General features: G+C 41.4%; 26 protein-coding genes and 1 pseudogene. 5 read left to right on the top strand and 22 right to left on the bottom strand.

Annotation, left to right across the window (positions count from 1 at the left end):
* Positions 1-397: 397 nt before the first annotated feature.
* Positions 398-886, top strand: coding sequence for a helix-turn-helix transcriptional regulator (locus EDD59_RS02365; protein WP_132378503.1), 489 nt, complete (start codon positions 398-400; stop codon positions 884-886).
* Positions 887-1,323: 437 nt separating this feature from the next.
* Here the strand turns inward: EDD59_RS02365 and EDD59_RS02370 are convergent, their stop codons facing one another.
* Positions 1,324-1,635, bottom strand: coding sequence for a type II toxin-antitoxin system RelE/ParE family toxin (locus tag EDD59_RS02370; protein ID WP_132378505.1), 312 nt, complete (start codon positions 1,633-1,635; stop codon positions 1,324-1,326).
* A gap of 2 nt (positions 1,636-1,637) precedes the next feature.
* Entirely contained in the window at positions 1,638-1,940 is a 303-nt protein-coding gene (locus tag EDD59_RS02375) for a type II toxin-antitoxin system RelB/DinJ family antitoxin (protein ID WP_132378507.1), read from the bottom strand.
* Positions 1,941-2,141: 201 nt separating this feature from the next.
* Between EDD59_RS02375 and EDD59_RS18530 the strand changes: the two genes are divergently transcribed.
* From EDD59_RS18530 to EDD59_RS02385, 3 genes are all read left to right on the top strand, one after another.
* Positions 2,142-2,219 carry a hypothetical protein gene (locus tag EDD59_RS18530; RefSeq protein WP_243117333.1) on the top strand — a complete coding sequence of 26 codons (78 nt, stop codon included), beginning with the start codon at positions 2,142-2,144 and terminating at the stop codon, positions 2,217-2,219.
* A 341-nt stretch (positions 2,220-2,560) separates the two neighbouring features.
* Entirely contained in the window at positions 2,561-2,695 is a 135-nt protein-coding gene (locus tag EDD59_RS18260) for a hypothetical protein (protein WP_279233318.1), read from the top strand.
* Between the two features lie 13 nt (positions 2,696-2,708).
* Positions 2,709-3,365, top strand: a complete 657-nt coding sequence (locus tag EDD59_RS02385; RefSeq protein ID WP_132378509.1) for an ATP-dependent nuclease — start codon at positions 2,709-2,711, stop codon at positions 3,363-3,365.
* A gap of 69 nt (positions 3,366-3,434) precedes the next feature.
* Here EDD59_RS02385 and EDD59_RS18535 read toward each other — a convergent pair.
* The 17 genes and pseudogenes from EDD59_RS18535 to cls all read right to left on the bottom strand — a co-directional run bounded on the left by EDD59_RS18535 (position 3,435) and on the right by cls (position 20,635).
* Positions 3,435-3,735: pseudogene (locus EDD59_RS18535) on the bottom strand (type II toxin-antitoxin system RelE/ParE family toxin).
* A gap of 6 nt (positions 3,736-3,741) precedes the next feature.
* Positions 3,742-3,990 carry a type II toxin-antitoxin system prevent-host-death family antitoxin gene (locus EDD59_RS02395; protein ID WP_132378511.1) on the bottom strand — a complete coding sequence of 83 codons (249 nt, stop codon included), beginning with the start codon at positions 3,988-3,990 and terminating at the stop codon, positions 3,742-3,744.
* 154 nt (positions 3,991-4,144) lie between these two features.
* A complete protein-coding gene (locus EDD59_RS02400; RefSeq protein ID WP_132378513.1) occupies positions 4,145-4,324 on the bottom strand; it encodes a hypothetical protein in 180 nt (59 codons plus the stop codon).
* Between the two features lie 310 nt (positions 4,325-4,634).
* Positions 4,635-5,282, bottom strand: coding sequence for a hypothetical protein (locus EDD59_RS02405; protein ID WP_132378515.1), 648 nt, complete (start codon positions 5,280-5,282; stop codon positions 4,635-4,637).
* Positions 5,283-5,341: 59 nt separating this feature from the next.
* A complete protein-coding gene (locus EDD59_RS02410; protein WP_132378517.1) occupies positions 5,342-6,079 on the bottom strand; it encodes a hypothetical protein in 738 nt (245 codons plus the stop codon).
* Positions 6,080-6,383: 304 nt separating this feature from the next.
* Complete coding sequence (guaA, locus tag EDD59_RS02415; protein WP_132378519.1) at positions 6,384-7,931, bottom strand: glutamine-hydrolyzing GMP synthase; 1,548 nt, start codon at positions 7,929-7,931, stop codon at positions 6,384-6,386.
* A 239-nt stretch (positions 7,932-8,170) separates the two neighbouring features.
* On the bottom strand, positions 8,171-8,401 hold the full coding sequence (locus EDD59_RS02420; protein ID WP_132378521.1) for an HPr family phosphocarrier protein: 231 nt from the start codon (positions 8,399-8,401) through the stop codon (positions 8,171-8,173).
* A 126-nt stretch (positions 8,402-8,527) separates the two neighbouring features.
* Positions 8,528-10,057, bottom strand: coding sequence for a response regulator transcription factor (locus EDD59_RS02425; protein ID WP_132378523.1), 1,530 nt, complete (start codon positions 10,055-10,057; stop codon positions 8,528-8,530).
* Positions 10,058-10,296: 239 nt separating this feature from the next.
* Positions 10,297-10,548, bottom strand: coding sequence for a sporulation transcriptional regulator SpoIIID (gene spoIIID / locus EDD59_RS02430; RefSeq protein ID WP_089982845.1), 252 nt, complete (start codon positions 10,546-10,548; stop codon positions 10,297-10,299).
* 190 nt (positions 10,549-10,738) lie between these two features.
* Positions 10,739-11,302, bottom strand: a complete 564-nt coding sequence (locus EDD59_RS02435) for an ECF-type riboflavin transporter substrate-binding protein (RefSeq protein WP_132378525.1) — start codon at positions 11,300-11,302, stop codon at positions 10,739-10,741.
* A gap of 94 nt (positions 11,303-11,396) precedes the next feature.
* On the bottom strand, positions 11,397-12,239 hold the full coding sequence (locus EDD59_RS02440; RefSeq protein ID WP_132378527.1) for an SAM hydrolase/SAM-dependent halogenase family protein: 843 nt from the start codon (positions 12,237-12,239) through the stop codon (positions 11,397-11,399).
* Positions 12,240-12,465: 226 nt separating this feature from the next.
* On the bottom strand, positions 12,466-13,299 hold the full coding sequence (locus EDD59_RS02445) for an energy-coupling factor transporter transmembrane component T family protein (protein WP_132378529.1): 834 nt from the start codon (positions 13,297-13,299) through the stop codon (positions 12,466-12,468).
* Positions 13,296-15,014 carry an ABC transporter ATP-binding protein gene (locus EDD59_RS02450; RefSeq protein WP_132378531.1) on the bottom strand — a complete coding sequence of 573 codons (1,719 nt, stop codon included), beginning with the start codon at positions 15,012-15,014 and terminating at the stop codon, positions 13,296-13,298. Before EDD59_RS02450 ends, EDD59_RS02445 begins: the two co-directional genes overlap by 4 nt.
* Positions 15,015-15,028: 14 nt before the next feature.
* The gene (locus EDD59_RS02455) at positions 15,029-16,555 is read right to left on the bottom strand and encodes a GNAT family N-acetyltransferase (protein WP_132378533.1); all 1,527 of its coding nucleotides are present in this window, start codon (positions 16,553-16,555) and stop codon (positions 15,029-15,031) included.
* A gap of 211 nt (positions 16,556-16,766) precedes the next feature.
* Complete coding sequence (locus EDD59_RS02460; protein ID WP_132378535.1) at positions 16,767-17,627, bottom strand: SAM hydrolase/SAM-dependent halogenase family protein; 861 nt, start codon at positions 17,625-17,627, stop codon at positions 16,767-16,769.
* A gap of 144 nt (positions 17,628-17,771) precedes the next feature.
* Positions 17,772-18,899 carry a trigger factor gene (tig, locus tag EDD59_RS02470; protein ID WP_132378537.1) on the bottom strand — a complete coding sequence of 376 codons (1,128 nt, stop codon included), beginning with the start codon at positions 18,897-18,899 and terminating at the stop codon, positions 17,772-17,774.
* A 257-nt stretch (positions 18,900-19,156) separates the two neighbouring features.
* Entirely contained in the window at positions 19,157-20,635 is a 1,479-nt protein-coding gene (gene cls, locus EDD59_RS02475; protein WP_132378539.1) for a cardiolipin synthase, read from the bottom strand.
* 183 nt (positions 20,636-20,818) lie between these two features.
* Here cls and EDD59_RS02480 point away from each other — a divergent pair, with 183 nt between their 5' ends.
* On the top strand, positions 20,819-21,244 hold the full coding sequence (locus tag EDD59_RS02480) for a hypothetical protein (RefSeq protein WP_408632275.1): 426 nt from the start codon (positions 20,819-20,821) through the stop codon (positions 21,242-21,244).
* A 63-nt stretch (positions 21,245-21,307) separates the two neighbouring features.
* Here the strand turns inward: EDD59_RS02480 and EDD59_RS02485 are convergent, their stop codons facing one another.
* The 3 genes from EDD59_RS02485 to pfkA are packed head-to-tail and all read right to left on the bottom strand — an operon-like array spanning position 21,308 to position 23,636.
* Positions 21,308-21,772, bottom strand: coding sequence for a YwiB family protein (locus EDD59_RS02485; protein ID WP_132378543.1), 465 nt, complete (start codon positions 21,770-21,772; stop codon positions 21,308-21,310).
* Positions 21,773-21,781: 9 nt separating this feature from the next.
* Positions 21,782-22,603, bottom strand: coding sequence for a glutamate racemase (gene murI, locus EDD59_RS02490; protein ID WP_330571861.1), 822 nt, complete (start codon positions 22,601-22,603; stop codon positions 21,782-21,784).
* Positions 22,604-22,622: 19 nt separating this feature from the next.
* A complete protein-coding gene (pfkA, locus tag EDD59_RS02495; protein WP_132378547.1) occupies positions 22,623-23,636 on the bottom strand; it encodes a 6-phosphofructokinase in 1,014 nt (337 codons plus the stop codon).
* Positions 23,637-23,688 lie beyond the last annotated feature (52 nt).

The following is a 23,688-nucleotide window of genomic DNA, read 5'->3' on the forward strand; positions in this document are numbered from 1 at the left end:
AGTGGCGCTGTGATCCTTATAGCTTTAATGGGACACGTATGTTTCGGGAATTAAAAGAAAAAGGCTACACTGGAAGCATTGGTCCGATTTTCCGGTTTCTAAGGAAAGTTGATGAAGATGTCGGAAATCACATAAGCAAAAAGGCAACTGTAAGATAACCACAATTTGGCTGCTTTGTCCCGATTGCCAATAATAGTCACTCTTTTCAACTGTATTGTTTGTTGTTCATCAATAATTTAGGCCCTCTCGAGAAGAATCCTACACATATTAATCCTAACATTGCCTATCATCAATAGCACTGAAATTTAATAGGTAAACACATGTTAATGATTGTTTTCAGTGTATCATTCACTTTTATGTTATAGGAGAAGCAATTAATAAAAATATTATTATAGAAATGTACGAAAACCTTGGGGCGAATGAGCCTTTCAAAAAAAATTCCACAGAAATGTTTTCTGAATACCCTTCCAGTAGTATTGATTTTGCTAAGCGTACCATTAATAATGCCATAATCAATTCTCATATAACAACGCTAAATGACGATGTGCCCGCTTGTAAAGATTCGATACTTAAGCCGGCTCTTGACTATATCTATAACAATAAAGGAGAAATGATCTCCCAATCAAAAATGGATGAACTATGCCACGTCAGTGCGAGTCATTTTTCTCGTCTATTCATAAAAAAAAATGGAGAAAGCTTTTCAACTTTTCTGACAAGACAAAAGATTGAATGGTCTAAACAGCTTTTAGAAAAAACAGACCTTACTATTACCCAAATCAGCGAAGAATTGGGGATTAATAGCTCTGGATATTTTATAAAATCTTTTAAACGGTATGAAAACATTACACCTTCTACTTATCGCAAGTACTTCTCCGAACATAATTAATTTAGTAATATATAAACCCGAACTGTTCAGATGTTTCAGAATGATTGTCTGCTTTTGTGTCAAATCAATCACTTTTCTCATCTTGCCTCCTCTCAGGGATGATACTGCCCAGATATTAGAAAATGTTTTAATAAGTTATGGCTACCCCTATGTAAAAGGTAAAACATAGCAGGTACCATAACCCCCGTCCCTAATCCAGTATTCATCAAATAAATTAGAGCCAAATGACATAAAACGACCCCAGAAACTCCCAATTTATCAGCATTTCCGGGGTTTTGTCCGTTACTCGAACTCGACCTGTCCATTCGTGTTATTAAACACATTTGTTTAGTTTTGTTACATTTCCAGGCGCTTTTTACTTCTATTGCATATATTATTTTGGCTTACTGAGTTTTTGTTGCCAAATTACTGCCACTAGTCCATTTAGTAGTCTCTCATTATTTTAAACGCTTACTAATATCTGATGCACTATATAAGACATCTGTTACAATGACAGAATCACCTTTAATGACATAAAATACTGAATAATTATCAACGGGCATTCTTCTTAGTTCTCTTGCACATCCTAAATCAACATCTATGATTTCGAAACGCTCTGGGAAAGAATCTAATTTTAGGATTTCATCTGCTATTCTATTATACTGTCCAATCGCATTTTCCGGTGCAAATAATTTCAGCGCTATGTGATTATAAAGATTCTCCATATCTTGCAATGCTTCATCCGTGATTTGAACAAGGTACTGCTTCATAATCAAAGTTTCTCCCTAAACACCGCAAATGCCTCTGCTGCATTTTGCACATTTCCAGCTTCTATATCGGCATACCCCTTTTTCAGCTTTTCATGAAGCTCATCTGAACTCATTATGTCTGCATTAATAGATTCAGGGGCTTTTGGCAAGGTTACTGGAAATGGAATGCCTCCAACCATAGAAATTTGCTTAAGATAGATATCTATCGCCGTTGACATTGGTATCCCTAACTGAGATAATATATCCTCTGCACGTTGCTTTACACTTGGATTTACTCTCAAATTTAATGTTGTAGTTTTTTCCATAATCAACACCTCCTATTGCTACTATTAGTGTAACGCTTATGTCGTTACGTTTCAAGCCCTAAATTACGTTTTCTGTAATTTCAAATTGCCTGTAGAAATTTTTTTGCGACGTGGTATAATGTAGCTACCTTGATACATGGAAGGTGATTAACATAAAATGACCATTGGCGAAAAATCAAATATTGTAGAAAGCAAATCGGTATCACCCAAGATAGGCTAGCCGAACTAACCGACATACATCCAGTCTCCATCCCAAAATATGAGACAAATAAAATGTAGCCACAACTTCCTCAGTTAGGGAAGATTGCAGCTGCTCTTGGTGTAAGTTATAATGCCTTGAATGGCAGTGATACTGCCGGGCTCCGTCTTGAAACAGTTGGCGACCTGACAGGCAACCTTATGGTGCTTTGTAATTCCGGAATCTTCCAAATTACCGGCGAGCGTGGGGAAGATAAGCTGTTAAAGGACGAACTGTATTTATCCAGTTCAATCCCATCCTTTCCTCCTATCTGGAAATCGGATATACCACCAGAGGAAACGCACATATTTTATCCTTGCGGGACATTCTGCTAAATATCAGAAGTTACAAAGTATTCAATGACCTGCTGAAATGGGAAAAGATGAATTTCATCTATCAGAGTGCTTTGACGTCCACTGGTGACAATCCAAACGAAGCTACTCAGGCGGCAATAGATGAAATCGCAGAGATGAAAGAAAAAATGGAATTGCAGAAAAGCCAAATGGCATTAATTTAGGAGAAATAATCTTATGATAAAAAGCATTTCTATATTGGGATATAGAGGATATTCCACCCAAAAAACAATTTACTTTTCTATCCCAAATAGCAATCCCGGAAGTGGAATTACTTTTATCGTTGGCGCAAACAACAGTGGGAAAACAACCATACTCGAAAGTATAAAAGCATTTTCAAGTAACAGTGCTCCGATATTCTCTGTCCTTCCTCATGACTTTGAATGGACAATTGACCAGTCTGATTCTGGACAATACTCTATCAAATTCATATATAATGGATTGTTTCATAACGGTGAAGGTATCGGTGATGGAATATGGAGTTTATTCACAATTTGTGATGCTTTATACGATTCAACTCCAGGCTCAACAATTATAATTGATGAACCTGAATTATCATTACATCCAGCTTACCAACGCAAACTTATGAAACTATTTGAAGAATATTCAAAAGACCATCAAATCGTCATAAATACACACTCTCCGTATTTCATTAATTCGAATTGCATCGCAAATGGTGCAGCACTTTTACGCACTACAAAACTTTCTAGCAATGAAATACAGGTTTACAATTTATCTGATGAAAACAAAAAACATATAAAATGTCTTGTCAAAGATTTAAATAATCTTCATGTATTAGGCTTCTTTATTGCATATGTTATTCTGACTTACTGATTTTCTGTTGCCATATTGTTGCCACACACACTCATATTATACGCAAGCCTCTGCAACAATTCAATTATTTTAACGAAACAAAATACTCGTTATATCCTGGTATCTATCAATCACACGATATATCTCCACACAATCTTTTTTGGCTAAATATAGGGTAATGTAGTTCACATGAACCAGGTACTTGTAATCTGTCTTAAAACTCACTCTCTTTGATAAATCTGCTCCCATCGTTGGAAACTGCTGTAAGTTTCTGAAAAGTCTTATAAATTTCGTCTACTGTCTTTCTGGCGGCTTCTGCATTATCCTCTGCAATATAATCTTTAATTGCTTTCAAATCAGCTGCCACGAGAGAGTTAATCCTTAATTTCATTAAGTGTTATTCCTCCATCACTGATTTTAATTCATCAAGGCTCAACCACCCTGTCCCATCTGCAGCAGCTTCTTCCGCTTCCTGCAACTTCGCCAACAGCTTTTTCTCTGCTCTGTCTTTCTCGTAATCCTCAATATCAAGCACAACAAATCTTCCTCTGCCATTTTTTGTCAAAAAAACTGGTTCTCCAACTTGGCAATTCTTGAGAACTTCATTATAATTTCTCAAATCAGATACTGGTAAAATACTAGACATATAATCAACTCCTTCTTTGATAATAGCGTTTCTGTCTACGCTTTTATTATACGCAAAAATGCTGTAAAATTCAACTTAAAATTTTACAGCATTTTGCATATAATATAGTTAATCTCTATTGCATCTGGCAGAATATTTCCGCCAATCCTTCCATTCATGATTTTTTAGCGGCTTCCTTCACTCCCATGCTGTTCTTCCCTTTACAGATTCCATTAGCTGAAAATGTTCCTGTCTTAACAACTCCATACAGATATACAATCCCTCCAGTCAGCATGATGATGGTTTCCCCCAATACTAATGATAAATCGTAAATGCAAACCGTCTCCAGATTCATGCACTGACATACAACATATTTAATTGGTTTAAACGGCCGGCATTGTCCGCAAAAATGAGAAAACAGCAGACTGATACCATCCCTGGAATAGCAATTACTATGAACCTTGACAGTAGAACGTATGATTCCATGAAGACAGGCATTCTATGCCCTTTTTCAAAAAAAATGCAATCATATGAGACACTTAAAAGTTCAAAACACAAAAATTGGACTATTTTATGAGGATTACATCCTCATGAATAATTCGGGTTTAATATTATATTTTTATGGAAAATAGGTGACTCAAAACCGAAATATTTGCAAACATTTTTTATTCTTCATCATCACGGTTTTCTGTGCAAATCTCATCGAGCCAGCCTTCATCTAATGCACTGCCTCTTCCCTTGTAAGGAACAGCTCTTGCTCTTCCCATTTTGTATAACTTGCAATTCTTTGGTCCGTAACAGAAACTTTCAAAGCGATACTTTTGTCTAACTCCAAAATCATACTCAATGGCAACATTTGCCATGGCTGCCCACTTGCATTGAAAGCACTTGTTTTTCCAGCATTTTGCATCCAGCATTCTAGCTCCACGCCAGTCGTATGTAGTGAGATCAGGTACCGTGGCAATCCATGGCGCTTTATCTGTATGAATCTCTTTTGTAGCTGCAATCTTTTTTAGACTTCCTGCGCGGTAATAATCAGCATACTCTATTTCTGGATATTTCTTTGTCCATGCAGTACCACTGATGGAATCCCCTATATGGAATATACATTTCATCTGCTGTTTTTCCGAAATTGCTACTGCAAATTGTTTTTCTTCTTCATCAGCCATTCCACTAATGAAGACGTTATATCCAGTCAGGGAATGTGTACGATTGTCCACAAGATATCTCCAAACATTGGAGCGTGGCTGAATAGATATGATTTCACCCTGGAATGTTATTTTATTTTGTTCCTCTCCGTAAATTCTTGGCATGTTTCTCGTCTCCGATTTCTGTTTTGTGTTTTAATATGATATCTTTTATTTTCATGTCTTTAAAATATGGCATGTCTGAAAGATGGTTCATATCCATCATCATGCCCATCGCCTTCGCATGACACAAGTTCAAACTCATTTTCCTTACACCATTGTTTAACATAGGAATCTATTTCAAAATCTTCTACAACAGGCTGATAATAGTCATCGCAGCTACAGTATTCTTCAAATTCATAATCAAGATACCTGCTAATTCTCTTCTTATAGCATTCCGTGATTGCATCTTGAGTCATAAACGGATTTTCACTCAAGGCACATGACAGTTCTTCATCCATCCCTGTAGTCTCTACAGGTTTCAGGATGATATCTGCCTCAAAATGACAATCAACGCTTCCACCTTCTGTATTCCATACAGAAAATCCATTCCATTTGCAGCAAAAATCCGACTTCAAAAACTGTTTCCAGCCGCTCAATTTCATTGTTTCCCACACATCTTCATTGTCTTTCGAATATAAATCAAAAAAAATTTCCGCCAGACCATCTGACATTTTCTTGTTAAAACAGCATTCTTTCTGTATCAGTTCTGATAACATCTCTTGATTATCATAACTCCTAACATCTTGGCATATACCTCTGACTAGCGCCAGTAAAATTGCACCTGCCAGTTTTTCATCTATAGCAGTAGATACGGTCAATTCTCTGTATGTCAGATAAGGTTCATTAGAAAGATAGTCTGGTCCGTTTTTATCTATTAGCATTTTCAATTTATTCACTATACTTTTATTCGCATTATTCATTACTCATTCACCTCCGATTATCCATATGGCCATTCACCTTTCCAATGTTCATAACACATAATTATATATATATTATTCTGTGGTTTACGTACAACAATTATATCGTATATCACCTTAACTTACTATAAAAAGTTTAATTCCGTAATGCGACCTAATTTCGATTCAGCTTAAATAGATTAGAAAAGTTCAATACTTAGTTGGCAACAAAAAAATAATCTCAATTCGACTAAATACAAATAATACGAGTAATGGCAGATACTCAAAATAAATATCTGCCATCTAAAATAATCTGTGTAATTTCGTACTACTCAAACTCTATCGTCCCTGGTGGTTTCCCTGTCAAATCGTACATTACCCGATTGACATGCTCCACTTCATTTACTATCCTGCTCGTAACCTTCTGCAGCACCTCCCAGGGTACTTCCGCTGATTCTGCCGTCATGAAGTCGATTGTATTCACTGCTCTCAGCGCAATCGCATAGTCATAAGTTCTTTCATCCCCCATAACTCCCACGGACCGCATATTTGTGAGCGCCGCAAAGTACTGACCAACTGTCCTGTTCATCCCGGCAGCATCCATCTCTTCACGATAGATAGCATCAGCATCCTGCACAATCTTTACCTTCTCTGCAGTCACTTCACCGATAATTCTAATGCCAAGTCCCGGCCCGGGGAATGGCTGCCTGAATACCAGTTGCTCTGGTATTCCGAGTTCCAGGCCCACCTTGCGGACTTCATCCTTAAACAAATCCCGCAAAGGTTCTATAATTTCTTTAAAATCAACATAGTCCGGCAATCCGCCTACATTGTGATGCGACTTAATGACCGCGGACTCACCGCCCAGGCCGCTTTCCACCACATCGGGATAAATGGTTCCCTGTACCAGAAAATCCACAGCTCCTATTTTTTGTGCTTCTTCCTCAAAAACACGGATAAATTCTTCGCCTATAATCTTACGCTTCTTTTCCGGCTCCATAACACCGGCCAGTTTTTCATAGAATCTTTCCTGGGCATTAACTCTGATAAAGTTCAAATCATAAGGGCCATCCAATCCAAATACATTCTCTACTTCATCGCCTTCATTTTTCCGCAGCAAACCGTGATCCACAAATACACAGGTCAGTTGAGAACCAATCGCCTTTGACAGTAAAACCGCAGCCACAGAGGAATCCACACCGCCGGACAATGCACAGAGCACTTTCCCGCCGCCGATTTTCTCTCGAATCGTCTTTATAGTCTCTTCAGCAAATGCATCCATCTTCCAGGCACCGGCACAGCCGCATACATTTTTCACGAAGTTATTTATCATCGTTTTTCCTTCTACTGTATGAAGCACTTCCGGGTGAAACTGAATAGCATACAACTTGTCCGCTTCATTTTCTGCCGCTGCCACGGAGCAGTCTGCCGTGTGGGCCGTGACTTCAAACCCTGAAGCGACTCTGGAAATATAATCAAAATGGCTCATCCAGCAGACAGTCGGTGTTGACACATTTTCAAATATTTTAGATTCTGTCTTGTCAATCAAAACGTCTGTTTTGCCATATTCCCGCACCTCTGCTGGCTCTACTTTTCCGCCAAGCACATGCATCATAAGCTGCGCGCCATAGCACAGGCCAAGAACCGGAATTCCCAGTTCAAACAGCTCTTTTGAATATGATGGGGAGTCCTCCTCATAACAGCTGTTCGGGCCTCCTGTCAAAACAATCCCTTTGGGATTCATTTCCTTAATTTTCTCTATATCTATTTTATAAGAATAGATTTCACAATACACATTACATTCCCTGACGCGTCTTGCGACTAATTGATTATACTGTCCGCCGAAATCTAGGACAATGACTAATTCATTCTTCACATTTATCCTCCTGCTCCACTTTCATTTACCTACCTATTATAAAGTAGCAAAGATACATTTACAAGAGTAAAAAAGGGGACTGACCCTTTTGCCGTCCGTTTTCAGAATATTCTAAAAACTTCCCGATGCATTTTATATGCCGGGAAGTTTTTAACTGGTATTGATTTTATTTAGGCAAAACATGATGTTACAAACCGAAGTCACCCGATATAGGAACTGATGTGAATATTACCGGATGCTTACGCTGTCATATATTCAGCAATATCTTGTTTCAGCTGTTCACAGTCTTCATCATATACCCGCAGTTCAATCGGGTTATTGAAGCCCAGATTCATAATGCCCAATATGGACTTTGCATCTACAACAAATCTTCCTCTCTTCATATCCATATCATAAGGGTATTTTTCTACCTTATTTACGAATGCACGTACTTCATCAGGATTTTTGAATTTAATAATCATATCACGCATGGTAACATCTCCTTAAAACATCTATCGCAACTTGATAATTTGTTTAACAGCTATCTTTTATCCACGACATAATATCACAGTTTTCGATACACGCAAGGGAGAAATATTTAACAAATGGTGAAATATTTAATATTTTAATTTTCGAAATTCACTGGGAAGCATTCCAACCGTCTCCTTAAAAACTCTGCTCATATACTTTGGGTCTGAGTATCCTGCGAGTTCGGAAATCTGTCCCAGTTTTAAATGTGTATCCCGGAGAAGGCTTTTTACTTTTTCTATCCGCAGCTCTCTAATTGTCTCCGAAAATGTAGTTCCGGTCTGTTTCTTGAACTGTGTACTTAAGTATTCCCCGGAGACAAACAGCTTGTCTGCAACCTCCTCCAGTGTGATCCCCTGGTCATAATACTGCTGAATCATATGCTGTGCTCTTTGTACCAACTTGCTGACATGAATGTTTTCTTCTTCTTTGAAATTAGGGTCTATGATTTCAAAAAAAATTTCCATAGTGTCGGTAATCTGACTCCAGCTGACAGCTTCTGATATTGCCTGGAGCTGCTTTTGAATCTGCAGCTCTGCATTTATTTCCCAGATGCTTCTATAACAGTTTGCAACTGACCAGTTAAAACGGATGATGGCGGCCTTTATCTCGCCCGGCAAATATCTGTTTTCCCGACAGTGAGAAAATAGGGATTTGTAACAATTAATCAACAGCTCTCTATTTCCTTGTTTCACAGCTTTACAAGCTTCATACTCCAATTCTGTAGGATATTTAAAAGGAACTATTTCTAGCTTTTCAATGTCCTCCTTTCTAATAAGCGCTCCTTTTCCCAGAAGAAGATTCCACTCCCTCTCCTCCTGCATCTCCCGGATGGCCACAGGCAAATCTAATATTCTCTCCAAACTGCTCCAAACACAAATCACAGGCTCTTTCAGATTATCACACAGCATCGGTACAACCGAATTCTTAAAGTACGAATACTGGGACATGCCCTCAGAACCATGATACAAAATCATAAGCAGTGCATCCCATGCATCTGCTTCCAAAACACAAGACTCAAATTTTACTGTATGGGACTTCACATCCATCAGCAGCTTCCTTGCCTCTTTATTTTTCTCCTCGTATTTATTTCCTAGCCATAATACAAATATTTCAGCAGGATTCTCCAGAGAAAACCCAAATTTTTCCATAGTCATGCGGTCAAGGATCTTGTCCGGAATAAGCTGCCCATTCAGACAGCTCAGTAATATATTGGGAACCGAAAATACCTTTTCCAGACCTTGCTCTGTTTCAATAGCCTTCTCTGCCTTTTGCACCGCCCGCTTCAGCTCTGGTATTTTAACCGGTTTTAATAAATAATTTCCCGCGTCAAGCTCCATTGCCTGTTTTATATACTCAAACCTTGGGCATTCAGACAATACCAGTACTTTACAAGTGTTACGTTCTCTCCGAAGTTTCCTGAGCAATGTAAGCCCGTCCCCCCTTTGCGTTTGCGTATCCAAAATCACCAAATCCGGCAGCCATCGGCATATCATATCATACCCTTCTCTGGCATTCTTTGCAATTGGGGCTACTTCATAATCGGGACCTATTTTATGGAGGGCTTCTGTCAACTCTTCTTGAATCAGTGGATCCGCTTCCACAATGACGATCTTCATTTTCAGACCTCCTTCTCTGATGTAATTCAGGCATATTCCGACAGTGTACTGTGGGGCGTGCGTCACACTCTGCATGCCCCCGTACATTCACACGCCTGTGCAATCTGCGGTTAATATGTCTTTCCAGATTTGAAACTACCTCGCCAAGTAAGAGCATTATACCATAATAAATACTAATGTGCTGTCTCTTTGACTTTCAGTAAGCAATCTATCTTGCGAAATGCCAATGAAACAGTGTACTAATGCTGATGAAGGTATTTTTCTCTTGTGGCCAGTCCGCCTCGTATGTGTCTCTCTGACTTATTCATGTCCAATACCTTCCGTGCTTCACCCGCCAGAGAAGGGTTGATCTGAAGAAGCCGTTCTGTTACATCCTTGTGAATTGTAGACTTTGATACACCAAATTTCTTAGCTGCCTGCCTCACTGTTGCCTTCTCTTCAATAATATAATTTGCTATTTCTATTGCCCGCTCTTCTATGTATTCTTTCAAGAATGTTCTCCTCAAATACGTTTTTTACATCCTATGGAAAATACATATAAAATATGCAATTATTCTGAAATTTGTGTGAACAAGGAGTCCGTTTTAAAACTTTTAATGAAATTTGTTGCGCTTCTTCCCGATACGTAAAAACAGGCCAGATTTTTCCTGACCTGTTTTCCCATTTATCAAATACTGTCTTCTACGCTTCTTTTGAAAGGCTTCCCTTTTTAGATCGTGTCTTGCTGTAAAGCAGCAGCAGAATTGTGCCTATGACTCCTGCTGAAACAGCATTTGAAATTGCTGCAACGACACCCTGGGTAAACACCAGGTTTACCGGTTCTTTATAAATGACGATATCTAGTACCGGAGCCACTACAATCCAGGATATGGCATTTGCGACAACCTGATATATGTTGAAACGAAGGGCATCCTTCACTCCAAATTCTCCTTCTTCCACCCTCATCCGCGGGTAAACCAATCCGGTAATAAAACAGGTTAACCCACTGGCTATTACCCAGCTCCACCACGCAGAACCGTACTGGATAGAATCAGAAAGGAAATGCCCAATTAGTGAAAGCAATCCACCTGCAATCGGCCCAAACAGAGCAGCAAAAAACGTACCAACGCCATAAGCTGTCTGGATATCTGTCTCGGGAATCCCTGTAGGTATTTTTACATACATAAACAATAACGTGAACAGTGCTGCGCCAAGTCCCGTAGCAACAATGGTCTTGGTTTTAAACTCGAACATCTTTTTTCCCATCTCTCTCTTCCTCCTTTAGATGAACAGTTACCTATATTGAAAGATTACTTCGTTTTGCCCATTCTGTCAAGATTCAACAAAAACTGCCTGTAACTTATTTCGTAAACTCCACAGTCCATTCCGGCCCATAATTTAAATTATATTCACTGCAGAAATCCCCCTGGCTGACAGCAACCGCAACTTTCATTAACTCATTGTTATAAATCATAGGGTCACCTTTCTGCGCAAATCCAAAGCTCTGATGGAAAAGGACCTTCTGATTAAATACGGTCTTGCCCTCATGCTTTACTGCAAGATTTATATAATCTCCATATTCAAACCCTGCTTCTTTGAATTTCTTCAGTGGAATATTTGTCCACAGGTTCCCAAAGTTTGGATCATTGATTTCGAAAATACCCTGCACCTTTCCGGGCTCTGTCACAGGCTCTAAAAGTGGATGCTCTACGATTTCATCAACCGGATACTCCGGACCAACACCCTCAAAATCGATGATTCCACTCGCCAGCCGTGCCGCTGTATACCCAAATAAATCCCTTCCATGGAAGATGGCAACATCCTCTGTTCCCTTTCCTCTCAGCCTGTTGACGGACTCGTCAATTTCGCGGACTGATTCGATCCCTATCATCTTCTTTACATGAGTCAGAGATCCGTTATCCGGAGTTACAACATAGTAACCGTCCACAGTTTTTGCCACGCATGCACGTCTGCTCGTCCCTACACCAGGGTCCACAACGGATACATATATAGTCCCCTCCGGCCAGAACTGCAGACTCTGGTACAGGCGGTAGCTGGCGCTCCATGTATCATACTGAGGGAGTTCATGAGTACCATCCATGATTTCCAGCTCTCTGTCCACACATTTGACAACGCCGTACATGGAGCTGACTGCGCCTTCCTTGTAAGTAAAGTCTGTCTGAAATACTAAAATTGGTTTCATAATGATTCCTCTCTTTCTTAAAATTCTTTGTTATATCTATATGAATGATACCAGGGTCAAAAGGTCATGCGTTTCATGCTTGCATGAAAAGCATGACTTTGAGACCCGCAAAACATGAGAAAGTAGCCCGAGCAGGGCAGATTTCGAATGTTTTTAGGATTGCGGGAACACAAAGTGCGGAGTAATCCGTAGGTATCAGGGGGCAAAATACCTTTTGACCCCTACATCATATGAATGGGTTATAGAACCTGGAGCCGTTTACGGCAAATGACATAAACAGTGAGCCAGCCAATATAAGTGCACCGAACGCCATAGCACCCCAGTCTCCTTTTCTAAGAGGCTTCGCCACATACCAAGTTCTTTTTTTATATTTTCCGAATCCTCTTAAGTCCATTGCATTACTAATCAGCTCGATTCTATCTAGTGTGGAAAATATAAGAGGAACACAGATGTTCATCACATTTTTTACACGAGTTCCCAGTTTTTCCTTCTTGGACATATCAAGCCCCCTGCTCTGCTGTGCCAGAGCAATATCCTGATAATCCCGAATCATGTCCGGGAAATACCGGAGCGTCAGGGAGAGTGCATATGCACCTTTATAGTTGACACCTATTCGGTTCAAAGAAGCTGCAAACTCACTAGGATTCGTGGTCAGTAAAAAAATCATTCCCAGTGGAACTACCGACGCATACTTTGTAATCTTTGTGACCTGGTATAGCAGCTGTTCCAGTGTGACCGTATACCGGCTGGTAATTCGGAACAACTCATGGCTTGTCCCATAAATTTCGATACCGTACTGGGGACTGAACAGGTAGGTAAGAACAAAATTCATCAGTAGAAAAATAGCTACATAAATTGTCATAAGCTTAATCTGTTTGAACTTTATTTCCGACATCCAGAAAAATATAACGGACAATAACATGACAAAAAGAATGTATCTAATGTCATAGGAAAACATAACAGAGAACGTCATACAAATGAAACAGACCAGTTTTGTCAGTCCCGACAGATTATAAATAAAATTATCTCTATCTATGTAGTCAAATAATTTTGCTTTCATGATCGGTGCGTCCTCCTTTCATGTTGAATGAAATTCTGCACGAATGTAGTCGGCTCAGGGATTTCTGCCTTGATTGCCAGCTCATAGAGTGACGTAATCTTTAAATTAGCCCGCCCGGCTATGTCTTCGTTTGTAAGGATTTCAACTGCACTGGCATCTCCGATTTTCTTTCCTTCGGAAATTACAATTGCATGAGGCGTATACTCCAGCATCAAATGCATATCGTGAGTAATCAGTATGATTGTGACGCCCTGATCATTCAGGCTCTTCAAAAACTCCATAATCTCCGTATAATGGTGATAGTCCTGTCCTGCCGTAGGCTCGTCCAGAATCAATATCTGAGGGCTCATCACAAGCATGGAGGCAATCGTCACACGTTTTTTCTGCCCGAAGCTTAAAGCAGAAACCGGCCACTTCTTATACGGAGCAAGGCCGCATATCTGTAGTGCCTTATCCACTTTTGCTCCTATTTCTTCCTCGGGAACCTGGCGGATGCGCAGCCCCAGGGCTACCTCATCATAAATCATAGGCTTGCAAATCATCTGATTTGGATTCTGCATAACAAACCCTATTTTCTGTGAGCGTTCTTTAATTGTCTGTCCCTTTAAGTCTTCCCCATAGTATAAAAGTTTTCCCTCATCCTCCGTGACAAACCCGCAGATTACCTTTGCGAGGGTGCTTTTTCCGGCACCGTTGGTCCCTACAACGCTGACCATCTCACCCTCCCGGATTTTGAAATTGATGTCCTGCAGGATCTTACGTTTTTTCGTGTATTGGAAGCTTAGATGCTCTGCCTCCAGTATCAACCTCCTGTCCTTCCCGGCAGATTCTTTTTTCTGCTCTCTGTTCCACCTTTGCAGGGGTTCCTTTATCTGGGCGATGTCCAGAGTATCCATACGTCCGGCCCGCATTTGGGATGTCACTTTGATATCTGCATATTTCATTGCAGTGACATATAGCGGCTCCCGGATTCCAAGCTTTGGCAGAACATCCGCGGCCACCAGTTCATCCGGTGTCATGTCCGCCACAATCCGGCCATCGTTGATTACAATAATCCGGTCTACATCCCGGTAAAGTACATCCTCCAGGCGGTGTTCTATAATGACAACCGTCTTCTTAGACTCTTTCCAGACCCGGTCAATCAAATCAATTGCCGTTTTCCCGGTTGCCGGATCCAGGTTCGCAAGAGGCTCATCAAAGAGCAGGATATCTACATCATCCACCATTACCCCTGCAAAGGATACCCTCTGCTTCTGCCCTCCCGAAAGCTCAAAAGGGGAAGATTTCAACAGTTTTCCCATATCCACAATATCCGATACCTCCTGTACCGTTTCTTTCATCTGAGAAATAGGCACACAGTCATTTTCCAGTGCAAAAGCAACATCCTCTCCCACTGTTAATCCTATGAATTGTCCATCGGCATCCTGGAGTACTGTTCCTACTTTCTTGGAGAGCTCAAAGATATTCATCTCCTGTGTCTCTTTGCCGCTGATTTTTAAATTTCCCTCTATCTCTCCTTTATAGGAAAAAGGAATCAATCCGTTCAGGCAATTTCCTATGGTGCTCTTACCACTGCCGCTGGGACCTACTATCAAGACCTTCTCCCCTTCATATATCTTCAGATTGATATCATGAAGTGTCGGCTCTGCTTGGCTGAAATACTGAAATTGAAAGTGTTCAAATTCTATGACCGGTTTCCTCTCTGTCTGGTTCATGGGTCCTCCCTCCTCTACAATCTGTACTGTATCTGATATTTCCCCGGGCAAAAATAATACTTAATTCTGCTAATGGCACGGTTTTCCCGGTCATACAGCACTTGCTCAATATGAAGAAGCAAAACACCCGAATCCACACCCAGGTAGGGGGTAACCTGTTCGTCTGCTTCCACAAGCTGAATACTTACTTCAGCTTCTGCCGCCTTTTTATAAATATCCTTATCCATGAGTTTAAGCAAGCTTTCATCCGAATCAATGTCTGCCTCACATTCAGCTAATATACTTTGCGGTATCTGTAAAAAGCTCTGACCGATAGGGCCCTCCTCACTTTCGTATACATTATTGCTCGCCAACACCTTCTCGTCTTGAGAAAGCCCCAGCTTTTCACGGGCAATCTGAGTCGGCGGCCCGAAATTATAATCCATGCTGATGTGAACAATCTCTTCCAGTGCATCCTCAGAGAGGAAATTATATATCTTTTCTTTATATTTTTTATCCTTGTCATAAGAGACATAGGTTCCTTTTCCCTGATGCTTATAAATATAACCATCTTGGCTCAAAATTGTCAGTGCTTGCCGCAGTGTATTTCGACTGACATGATATTTCTCAGACAGCACTGTTTCCGGTGGAAGGATACTTCCCTTTTCATAAAACCCGGACATAATATCGCTATACAGTTCATTATAGACAGGAATATAGGAGGGAAGACGTCCCTTTGTCTCAGAAACTTCCTTTGTCTCCTTTATTTCCACTTTTTGTGCCTCTTCCTTCACCAAGGTAGCCCATTCTCCCACACATTTGAATCCGATTCTGTAATACAGATTATGTTCCTCTTTTCTGCTGCAAAATAGGCACGGAATCTTGTCCTTGGCGAGAATTTCCCGGCACAGAGCACTCACTATGCGGCTGGCTAGTTTCCTGCCTCTTGCATCAAAATCCACCGTCACCCCGCCAATCATAACAGTATCCTCACACTCTGCCGTGCTGTTTGCATGTGCAATAATCCGTCCATTTTCCCGAATCAGATAATGAACCCCTAGGTTCTTATGTATTCGGTCCCCAATCATCTGCCTGGATGCATAAAGGCCCCGCATTTCAGGGATACCCTGCAAAAATCCAAAAATATCATCCACATCTTCTTCTGTGGCCTGCTGTATGTTTGTCTCTTCCTCCTCCAGCCTGGCCGCATCATCGAATAGGTAGAGCGGCTTTATTTCCATGCGGTAATCAGAAAGAATCCGCCGCACAATTTTTACATCTTCTATTTTCCCCATCACTACATCTGGAATGTACCACGAAAACAATTGCTCCAAAAAAGATATATTTATGTTTTCATCCTTGCTGTAGAGGATAAACGTGTTATAAAAGCAAAGATAAACTCCTCTGCACACTCCTTGTTCTTCATCCATATACACTGTCTGGAACTTTTCGTCAAATCCAAAATCCTCAATATCCGCCAGTATAAACGTATTGTAAACAGGTTCTTGCTTCAGGTAGGCAAGCAGCACCGGGCGGTCCTGTTCTTTACATTCCCTTATCATAGCTCCACCTCATTTCATCATCTGAAAATCATTCACAGTACAGCCGCTAATTCGACTCTGCTTTGTCAGGCTGTAGCAAAAAGGCAGTACAAATTCCCACTGCATTGTGAAGATTCGTCCTGCCTTTCTTGCCTAAAATCATCTTGTTCAACAAGTTAATTTTAAGTATAATCTATGAATTTTCAGTTGTCAAGACGGAACTTCACTTTTCTCAGTCGTCGTAGACAATCCGCGGTGCCTTTCGGATTGTGATTCTCCAGCTTGTTCCGGTTCCGATATTGTATGCTCTTGAAAAGTTTCCCTGGTTAATTGCCACTGCCATACAATCTAGGCTGTTTACATATACCAGAGGTTCTCCCACATAAACATCAGCAAAACTCTTGGCATAAACAAGGATATTCTTATATAGTGTACGTGTCTCATTCTCGATACTGATTTCTACCCGTCCGCCATGTTCTACTCCAAGTTTTTTAAACATCTCTCTGGAAATATTTGTCCACAGACTCCCAAAGCGTACATCCAGCACATCTATAGTACCACTGACCTTCTCTCCATCATAGGTGGCCTCTACAACCGGCAGTTCAATTACGCTGTCGGATGAAACCTCCTGGCCCACCTTCTCGAAAGTAATCACCTCTGCGGCCAGCCTTGCGCCTGTATATGCATAGATATCTCTTCCGTGGAAGGTATAACTCTCGCCCGAATTCGGAAGACGGTTCACATTCTCGTCAATAACTCGGGCACTTTCTATACCAATAACCCGTTTTACATGGGTCAGTGTGCCGTTGTCAGGAGTGACAATGTACTGCCCGCTCTTCGTGCGCACAACAATGCTTCGCCTTGTAGAGCCGACCCCCGGGTCAACCACGCTGACAAAAACAGAACCTTTCGGCCAGTAACTGACAGTCTGAATGAGACGATAGGAGGCCTCCCAGATGTCATATTGAGGAATATCATGTGTCAGATCTGAAATGTTCAAGTCCTCTGACACTCCGTAAGCAACCCCGTACATAGCACTGACCGCACCGTCTGCTGTTCCGAAATCTGACTGCAAAATAAGTGGTTTCCTCATAATTCATCTTCCTCCTCAGTGTAAATTATTTTATTCCCGCGAGCAACGAGCCAAGCGGAAATGCTTGCATTTCCATTTGGCGGCTGCCGCGAGGGTCAAATACCCCGCAGCTTGCTGCGCTGCAAGTTTGATGCCCCGTCATTGCTACGGGGTATTTGACTCTTCTGCACTGCTGCCTGACGTTTTTGTACTACTTTTTGCATTATCTTTGTCAGTCTGTTCCACCTGTACACATTTGTCTACAAGATACTCTGCAACCTTTTGCTGAAGAATAGCAGTCTTTAGCACATCTTCTCCGGCTTGTTTCTTAAACTCATCTACATCCTTATAGCCTGAACCTTCCGCATATTTCTTTATTTCTTTTTCATACTCTTTCTTTGAAGGCTCCAGGTTCTTCTTCTTCGCTATCAGCTCACAGGCGAGGTCTCTTGCCACTGCTTTCTTTGCCGCTTCCTTTGCCTGGGTGTCAAAGTCGTCCCCCTTCATTCCCATATACTGCTCTGTAAAATCCGCGAATTCCATACCATATGCAGCTGCCATCTGAGAATAATAATCCTTAATCTTCTTGAGCTGATTATCTACCTCCTCATCAGGATATTTCTTCACCTCTACCTGAGCAAGAAGTGCCTCCATCACCTCGTTTTGAAGCGTACTGTCCTCAGTGCTCTTGTTGCTGTCTTCCAGCTGCTTTTTGATTTCTGCTTTATATTCCTCTACAGTATCTGACTTGTCACTGTTCTTTTTTACCCATTCATCAGTAAGCTCTGAAGCTTTACCTGTTGATATAGCATTCAGCTTAACGTTAAATACCGCTACTTTATTGGCCATGTCGGTCTTTGGATATCCGGCTGGGAACTGTACGGTTATGTCAAACTGATCCCCGATATTATGCCCTGTAATCTGTTCCTCAAAGCCTTTATACTCTCCGTTTGACCCAATAAATGAATTTGAGCCAAGTTCCAGTTTATAACCGGACGCCGAACCGCCTTCAAATTCTGTTCCGTCTACAGAACCTTTATAATCAATATCTACTGTATCTCCCTCTTTGGCAGCTCTGCCTGTAACTTCTTCATAAGTTACATCTGCTGAAAGATTATTATTTATTGTAGATTCAACCTGGTCATCGCTTACCGCAGTCTTTTCAACCTGTGCAACTTCCAGCCCTTCATACTGCTTTATTGTTACATAATCATTAGAGAGCTCCTTACTGCACCCTGCAAGAGAAGCCGCCATCAGAACGCTCAATGTTACTGCTAAAATTTTCTTTTTCATTTCTTCACCTCATATTTTATTTCCGCGAGCAATGAGCCAAGCGGAAATGCTTGCATTTCCATTTGGCAACTGCCGCGAGGATCAAATACTCCGCAGCTTGCTACGCTGCAAGTTTGATGCCCCGTCAGCTTGCTGCGGGGTCTTTGACTCGTTTCAGCCGGCAGCCAAAACCCGTATGGTTTATGTTATATCACATTTTCTTCCTATTGAAAAGGTTTTTCATACTTATTTCACGGTCGTTCTTCCAAAGCTTAGCTCTATAAAAGCGGTGAAAATAATCTTGAAAACTGCTCCTTTACCCGTATAATCAGACTCCTGTTGTCATAGATCTTGCGGGTCACCTGGGTACATTTTGTCATATCATTTTCAAACGCACGCTCCAGACGCTGAACTGTGCGTTCACTGTAAATGACCGCATTTACCTCAAAATTCAAACCGAAACTGCGCATATCCATATTGGCTGTACCTACACAGGCAACCATGCCATCCACGCTCAGCGTCTTGGCATGCAGGAAACCATTGTTATAGACGTAACATTTTGCCCCTGCTGCTACCATGTCCCCAATATATGAGTAGGTTGCCCAGTAGATGAAAGGATGATCCGGTTTACATGGAATCATAATACGCACATCGACTCCTGAACGGCTGGCAATTTTCAGCGCATCCAGAATAGAGTCGTCCGGAATAAAATATGGGGTCTGCAGATACACATGATCCCTCGCACTATGGATCAACCGCAGGTAATTGTCATGAATTGTCTTTATCTGAGAGTCCGGGCCGCTGGAAATAATCTGCACCGGGTCATGCCCTCCCCTGATGTAATCCGGGATCTCAAACAGATAGTCCTCCTGAAATAGATTTTCCTTTGCCGCATAATTCCAGTCCAAGACAAAACGGACTGACAAGGATGTCACTGCCGCCCCTTCAATACATAAATGTGTGTCACGCCAATAGCCGAACTTCTTTTTATCTAATCCTAAATACTCTCTGCCTATGTTAAAGCCGCCCACAAAACCGATGTGACCGTCAATAACCACAATTTTTCTATGATTCCGGTAATTAATACGCAGCTGCAGATTGCCCATAACCGCAGGGAAAAACTCAGCCACCTGCACTCCTGCCTGCTCCAGCCTCTCCCAGTCCTTGTTGTGCATGGTACGGCAGCCCATGCTGTCAAAGAGTACTCTTACTTCAATACCCTCTTTCGCCTTACCTATCAAAACCGGTTCAATGGCCTGCCACAACTCGTCATTTCGTATAATATAATACTGCAGGTGAATGTAGCGTTTTGCCTGCTTCATTTCTTTAATGAGCGCCCGGAACTTTTCTTTTCCGTCCGTATAAATGCGTATGTCATTATTATCTGTCAGCACAGCCTGACCAGCTTCCAGGTTATAGAGAATCAAATCCTTAAACCGTGCCATCTCCGGATTCGCAAGGCGGAGCTGCTTTCTGTATATCGTCTCTTCCTGCCGGCGCACAGCAAATTTAAGCTCGCCTTCAATTTCTTTTGCCTTAAACATTCTGTTCTTATGATAGTCCTGCCCGATAAGCAAATAGAGTAAAAATCCAAGGATAGGGATAAAGTAAAGTGCAAGCAACCACGTCCACACTGTCTGAGGGGACCTGCGCTGAAAAAAAATGATAACTACAGAAAGGATAATATTAATGATAACCAGATTATCCATCACAAAATTATAAGCTGTTACCAATCCATCCCATATTGTTTCTGCCATAAATTTAAACTCCTTTTTCGACTGTATGTAGCTTATTTGATTATACTATCTTCTCCTGGGAAAAGTAACCCTAAAATGGCAAATTACTTGCACTTGCCCCCAAAGAATGGTACAATACTACTTGCTTAATCGCGGAATAAGAGTATTGTAGGAGGATTCGTCGTGAATTTAGGATTAGTAATCATGCTCATTGTATTGGCGGTTCTGATTATCGCTCTGGTTGTCCTTTATTTCCTCGGCAAGAAAGCGGAGAAAAAGCAAGCAGAACAAAAGGAACAGTTAGATGCAGCAGCTCAGAACGTAACCATGCTTATTATCGACAAAGGCAAAATGAAACTAAAGGAAGCTGGCTTTCCCGCTGTCGTAGTCGAAAATACACCTAAGTATTTAAGGCGCAGTAAAGTACCTGTAGTAAAAGCAAAAGTGGGGCCGAAAGTAATGGTACTCATGTGCGATGCAAAAGTATTTCCACTGATACCGGTCAAGAAAGAGGTCAAGGCAACTGTAAGCGGCATCTACATAACAGCCGTAAAAGGTATTCGTGGTCCCCTGGAAACTCCGAAAAAGAAAAAAGGATTTCGGGAAAGATTTAAAAAAGAGAAGAAATAGAATGTCTTTATAAACAATAGCCGCAGGAATCTGATAACTCCCAGAAACTGCGGTTATTTTTTGTTAATGGAGCGCAAAAGGGTCAGACCCCTTTGCGCGGATCTCCATTTTTATTTTACAGTCCGCCAGAGGCTCATAATTTACGTCCAGCTCATAATCCACGCTGACATCGATGTCGTCCTCTGTGACATTGATTTCCATATTCCTTGTCTTGACACCAATTAACATTTGTCCGTAAGGTGTCTGATAATAAGTAAGATTCTTTTTATTTTTTTCAAATATCATATGAGTATTAGACAGGCCTGTTTTCATAATTTCAACAGTGTCTGAACCGGTTATCTTTATTTTATTTTTTATAGTACCCGGTATTCCCTCCATTACCTCATCGTAAATGATGTAATGTTTCCCGTTCTTGCAATAGTAACTCCCGGGGGTTACGACTTCTATAGCTTCATTTTCTTCCTCCGTCACACCAGGGAATCCTTCCATATGCAGCCCTGATATGCTGACCAGTACGTCTTTTGTCATATATTCCCCCTAATATGCTTCAATATTCACTACATTTGTTGTTGGGATGTCAAAAGGCATCACAGTATTCGCAAAATGGCGGAATTTCTCTGCAGCATCGCTGACAAAAAACTCGTAATGGCTGTGTGGTCCTTTTGTTCCGTCGTTTGCCATATTCTGTTCTTCTAACAATTTTTTCAAATCCATTGCTGTCTCATATGCCGGATTTACTATCTGAATTTTGTCCCCCATATATGTACGGATCTTGGATCTCAAAAGAGGATAATGTGTACACCCGAGTATCATAGCGTCAATATCCGTACTTTTCATGGATTCCAGATAATATTCTATGATTTCCCGTGTTACATTATGCTCCTTGAACCCTTCCTCTACCAAAGGGACAAATAAGGGACATGCTTTTTCAATTACTTCAATTTTGGGATTCATCCTTTGGATAATCTTTGTATACACACCGCTCTGAACTGTTGCGTCTGTACCCACCACTCCCACTTTAAGGTTCCGGGTAGCTTCTACAGCTGCCCTCGCCCCTGGGGTTACCACCCCGAGAATCGGGACATCAAATTCATCCCTGACCGCGTCCAGCGCCAGAGCACTGGCCGTATTGCAGGCAATCACAATCGTCTTCACCTGCTTTTTTTGCAGAAACCGGATAATCTGTTCAGAAAACCGGATAATTGTATTCTGGGACTTACTGCCATAAGGAACCCGGGCCGTATCCCCAAAATACACAATATTCTCATCTGGAAGCTGCCGGATCATCTCTCTTACTACAGTCAGTCCGCCGACACCTGAATCAAACACCCCGATAGGTGCCGTTTTTTTACCTTCCACATTCAATGTCTTTCGTCTCCTAAATAGCTAATATTTTCGAGATCTCATACTGATGAGCAGGGATCTCTTTCTTCATGGCTAACGCCTCTTCTATATCATAATCCACGAACCGGCCATGCTTGTAACCTACTATACGGTTTGTCTTACCCGCACAGAGAAGCTCTACTGCCATAGCTCCCATTGTTGAAGCATATACCCTGTCCTTGCATGTGGGGCTTCCGCCTCGCTGCATGTGACCCAGGATTGTCGCTCTTGTCTCGATTCCGGTTGCTTGTTCAATCTTTTTCGCCAGATTAATGGAATCGCCCACTCCTTCTGCATTGATAATGATGTAATTCTTCTTGCCACGCTTTTTATTTGCCAGAATGTCTTCAATTAACGCGCCCTCATCATAATCTGATTCTTCGGGCATAAGGATTCTTTCCGCACCGTTGGCAATACCGCACCACAGGGCCAGATAACCGGCATCACGTCCCATAACTTCAATAATACTGCACCGCTCATGAGATGTTGACGTATCACGTACCTTGTCGATTGCTTCCATAGCCGTATTTACAGCAGTGTCAAATCCGATTGTATAATCTGTACATGCAATATCAAGATCGATTGTACCGGGAAGCCCGATTGTGTTTACACCAAGATGTGACAGTTTCTGCGCACCGGCGAAGGAACCGTCTCCTCCAATAACCACAAGTCCGTCAATTCCGTATTTCTTGCAGATGGCTGCCGCCTTCTGCTGTCCTTCCTCTGTACGCATAGACTGACAGCGCGCAGTCTGAAGGATAGTACCTCCCCGCTGGATAGTATCAGATACATCCCTTGCGGATAAATCTATAATTTCCTCTCTTAAAAGTCCATGATATCCTCTTCTGATTCCACGCACCTTTAATCCCTTTGAAAGTGCTGTTCTGGTCACAGCACGAATTGCAGCATTCATTCCCGGTGCATCGCCGCCGCTTGTGAGTACGCCAATGGTACGGATATTGTCTTCGATTTCTTCTAAATTCTTCTTTAGTTTATCTGCTTCTGCCATATATTTCCCCGCCTTTCTAAAAACCCACTGTCTTAAGGTTTCATTTTAAACT

It is taken from the genome of Muricomes intestini, assembly GCF_004346165.1.
GTDB lineage: Bacteria > Bacillota > Clostridia > Lachnospirales > Lachnospiraceae > Muricomes > Muricomes intestini.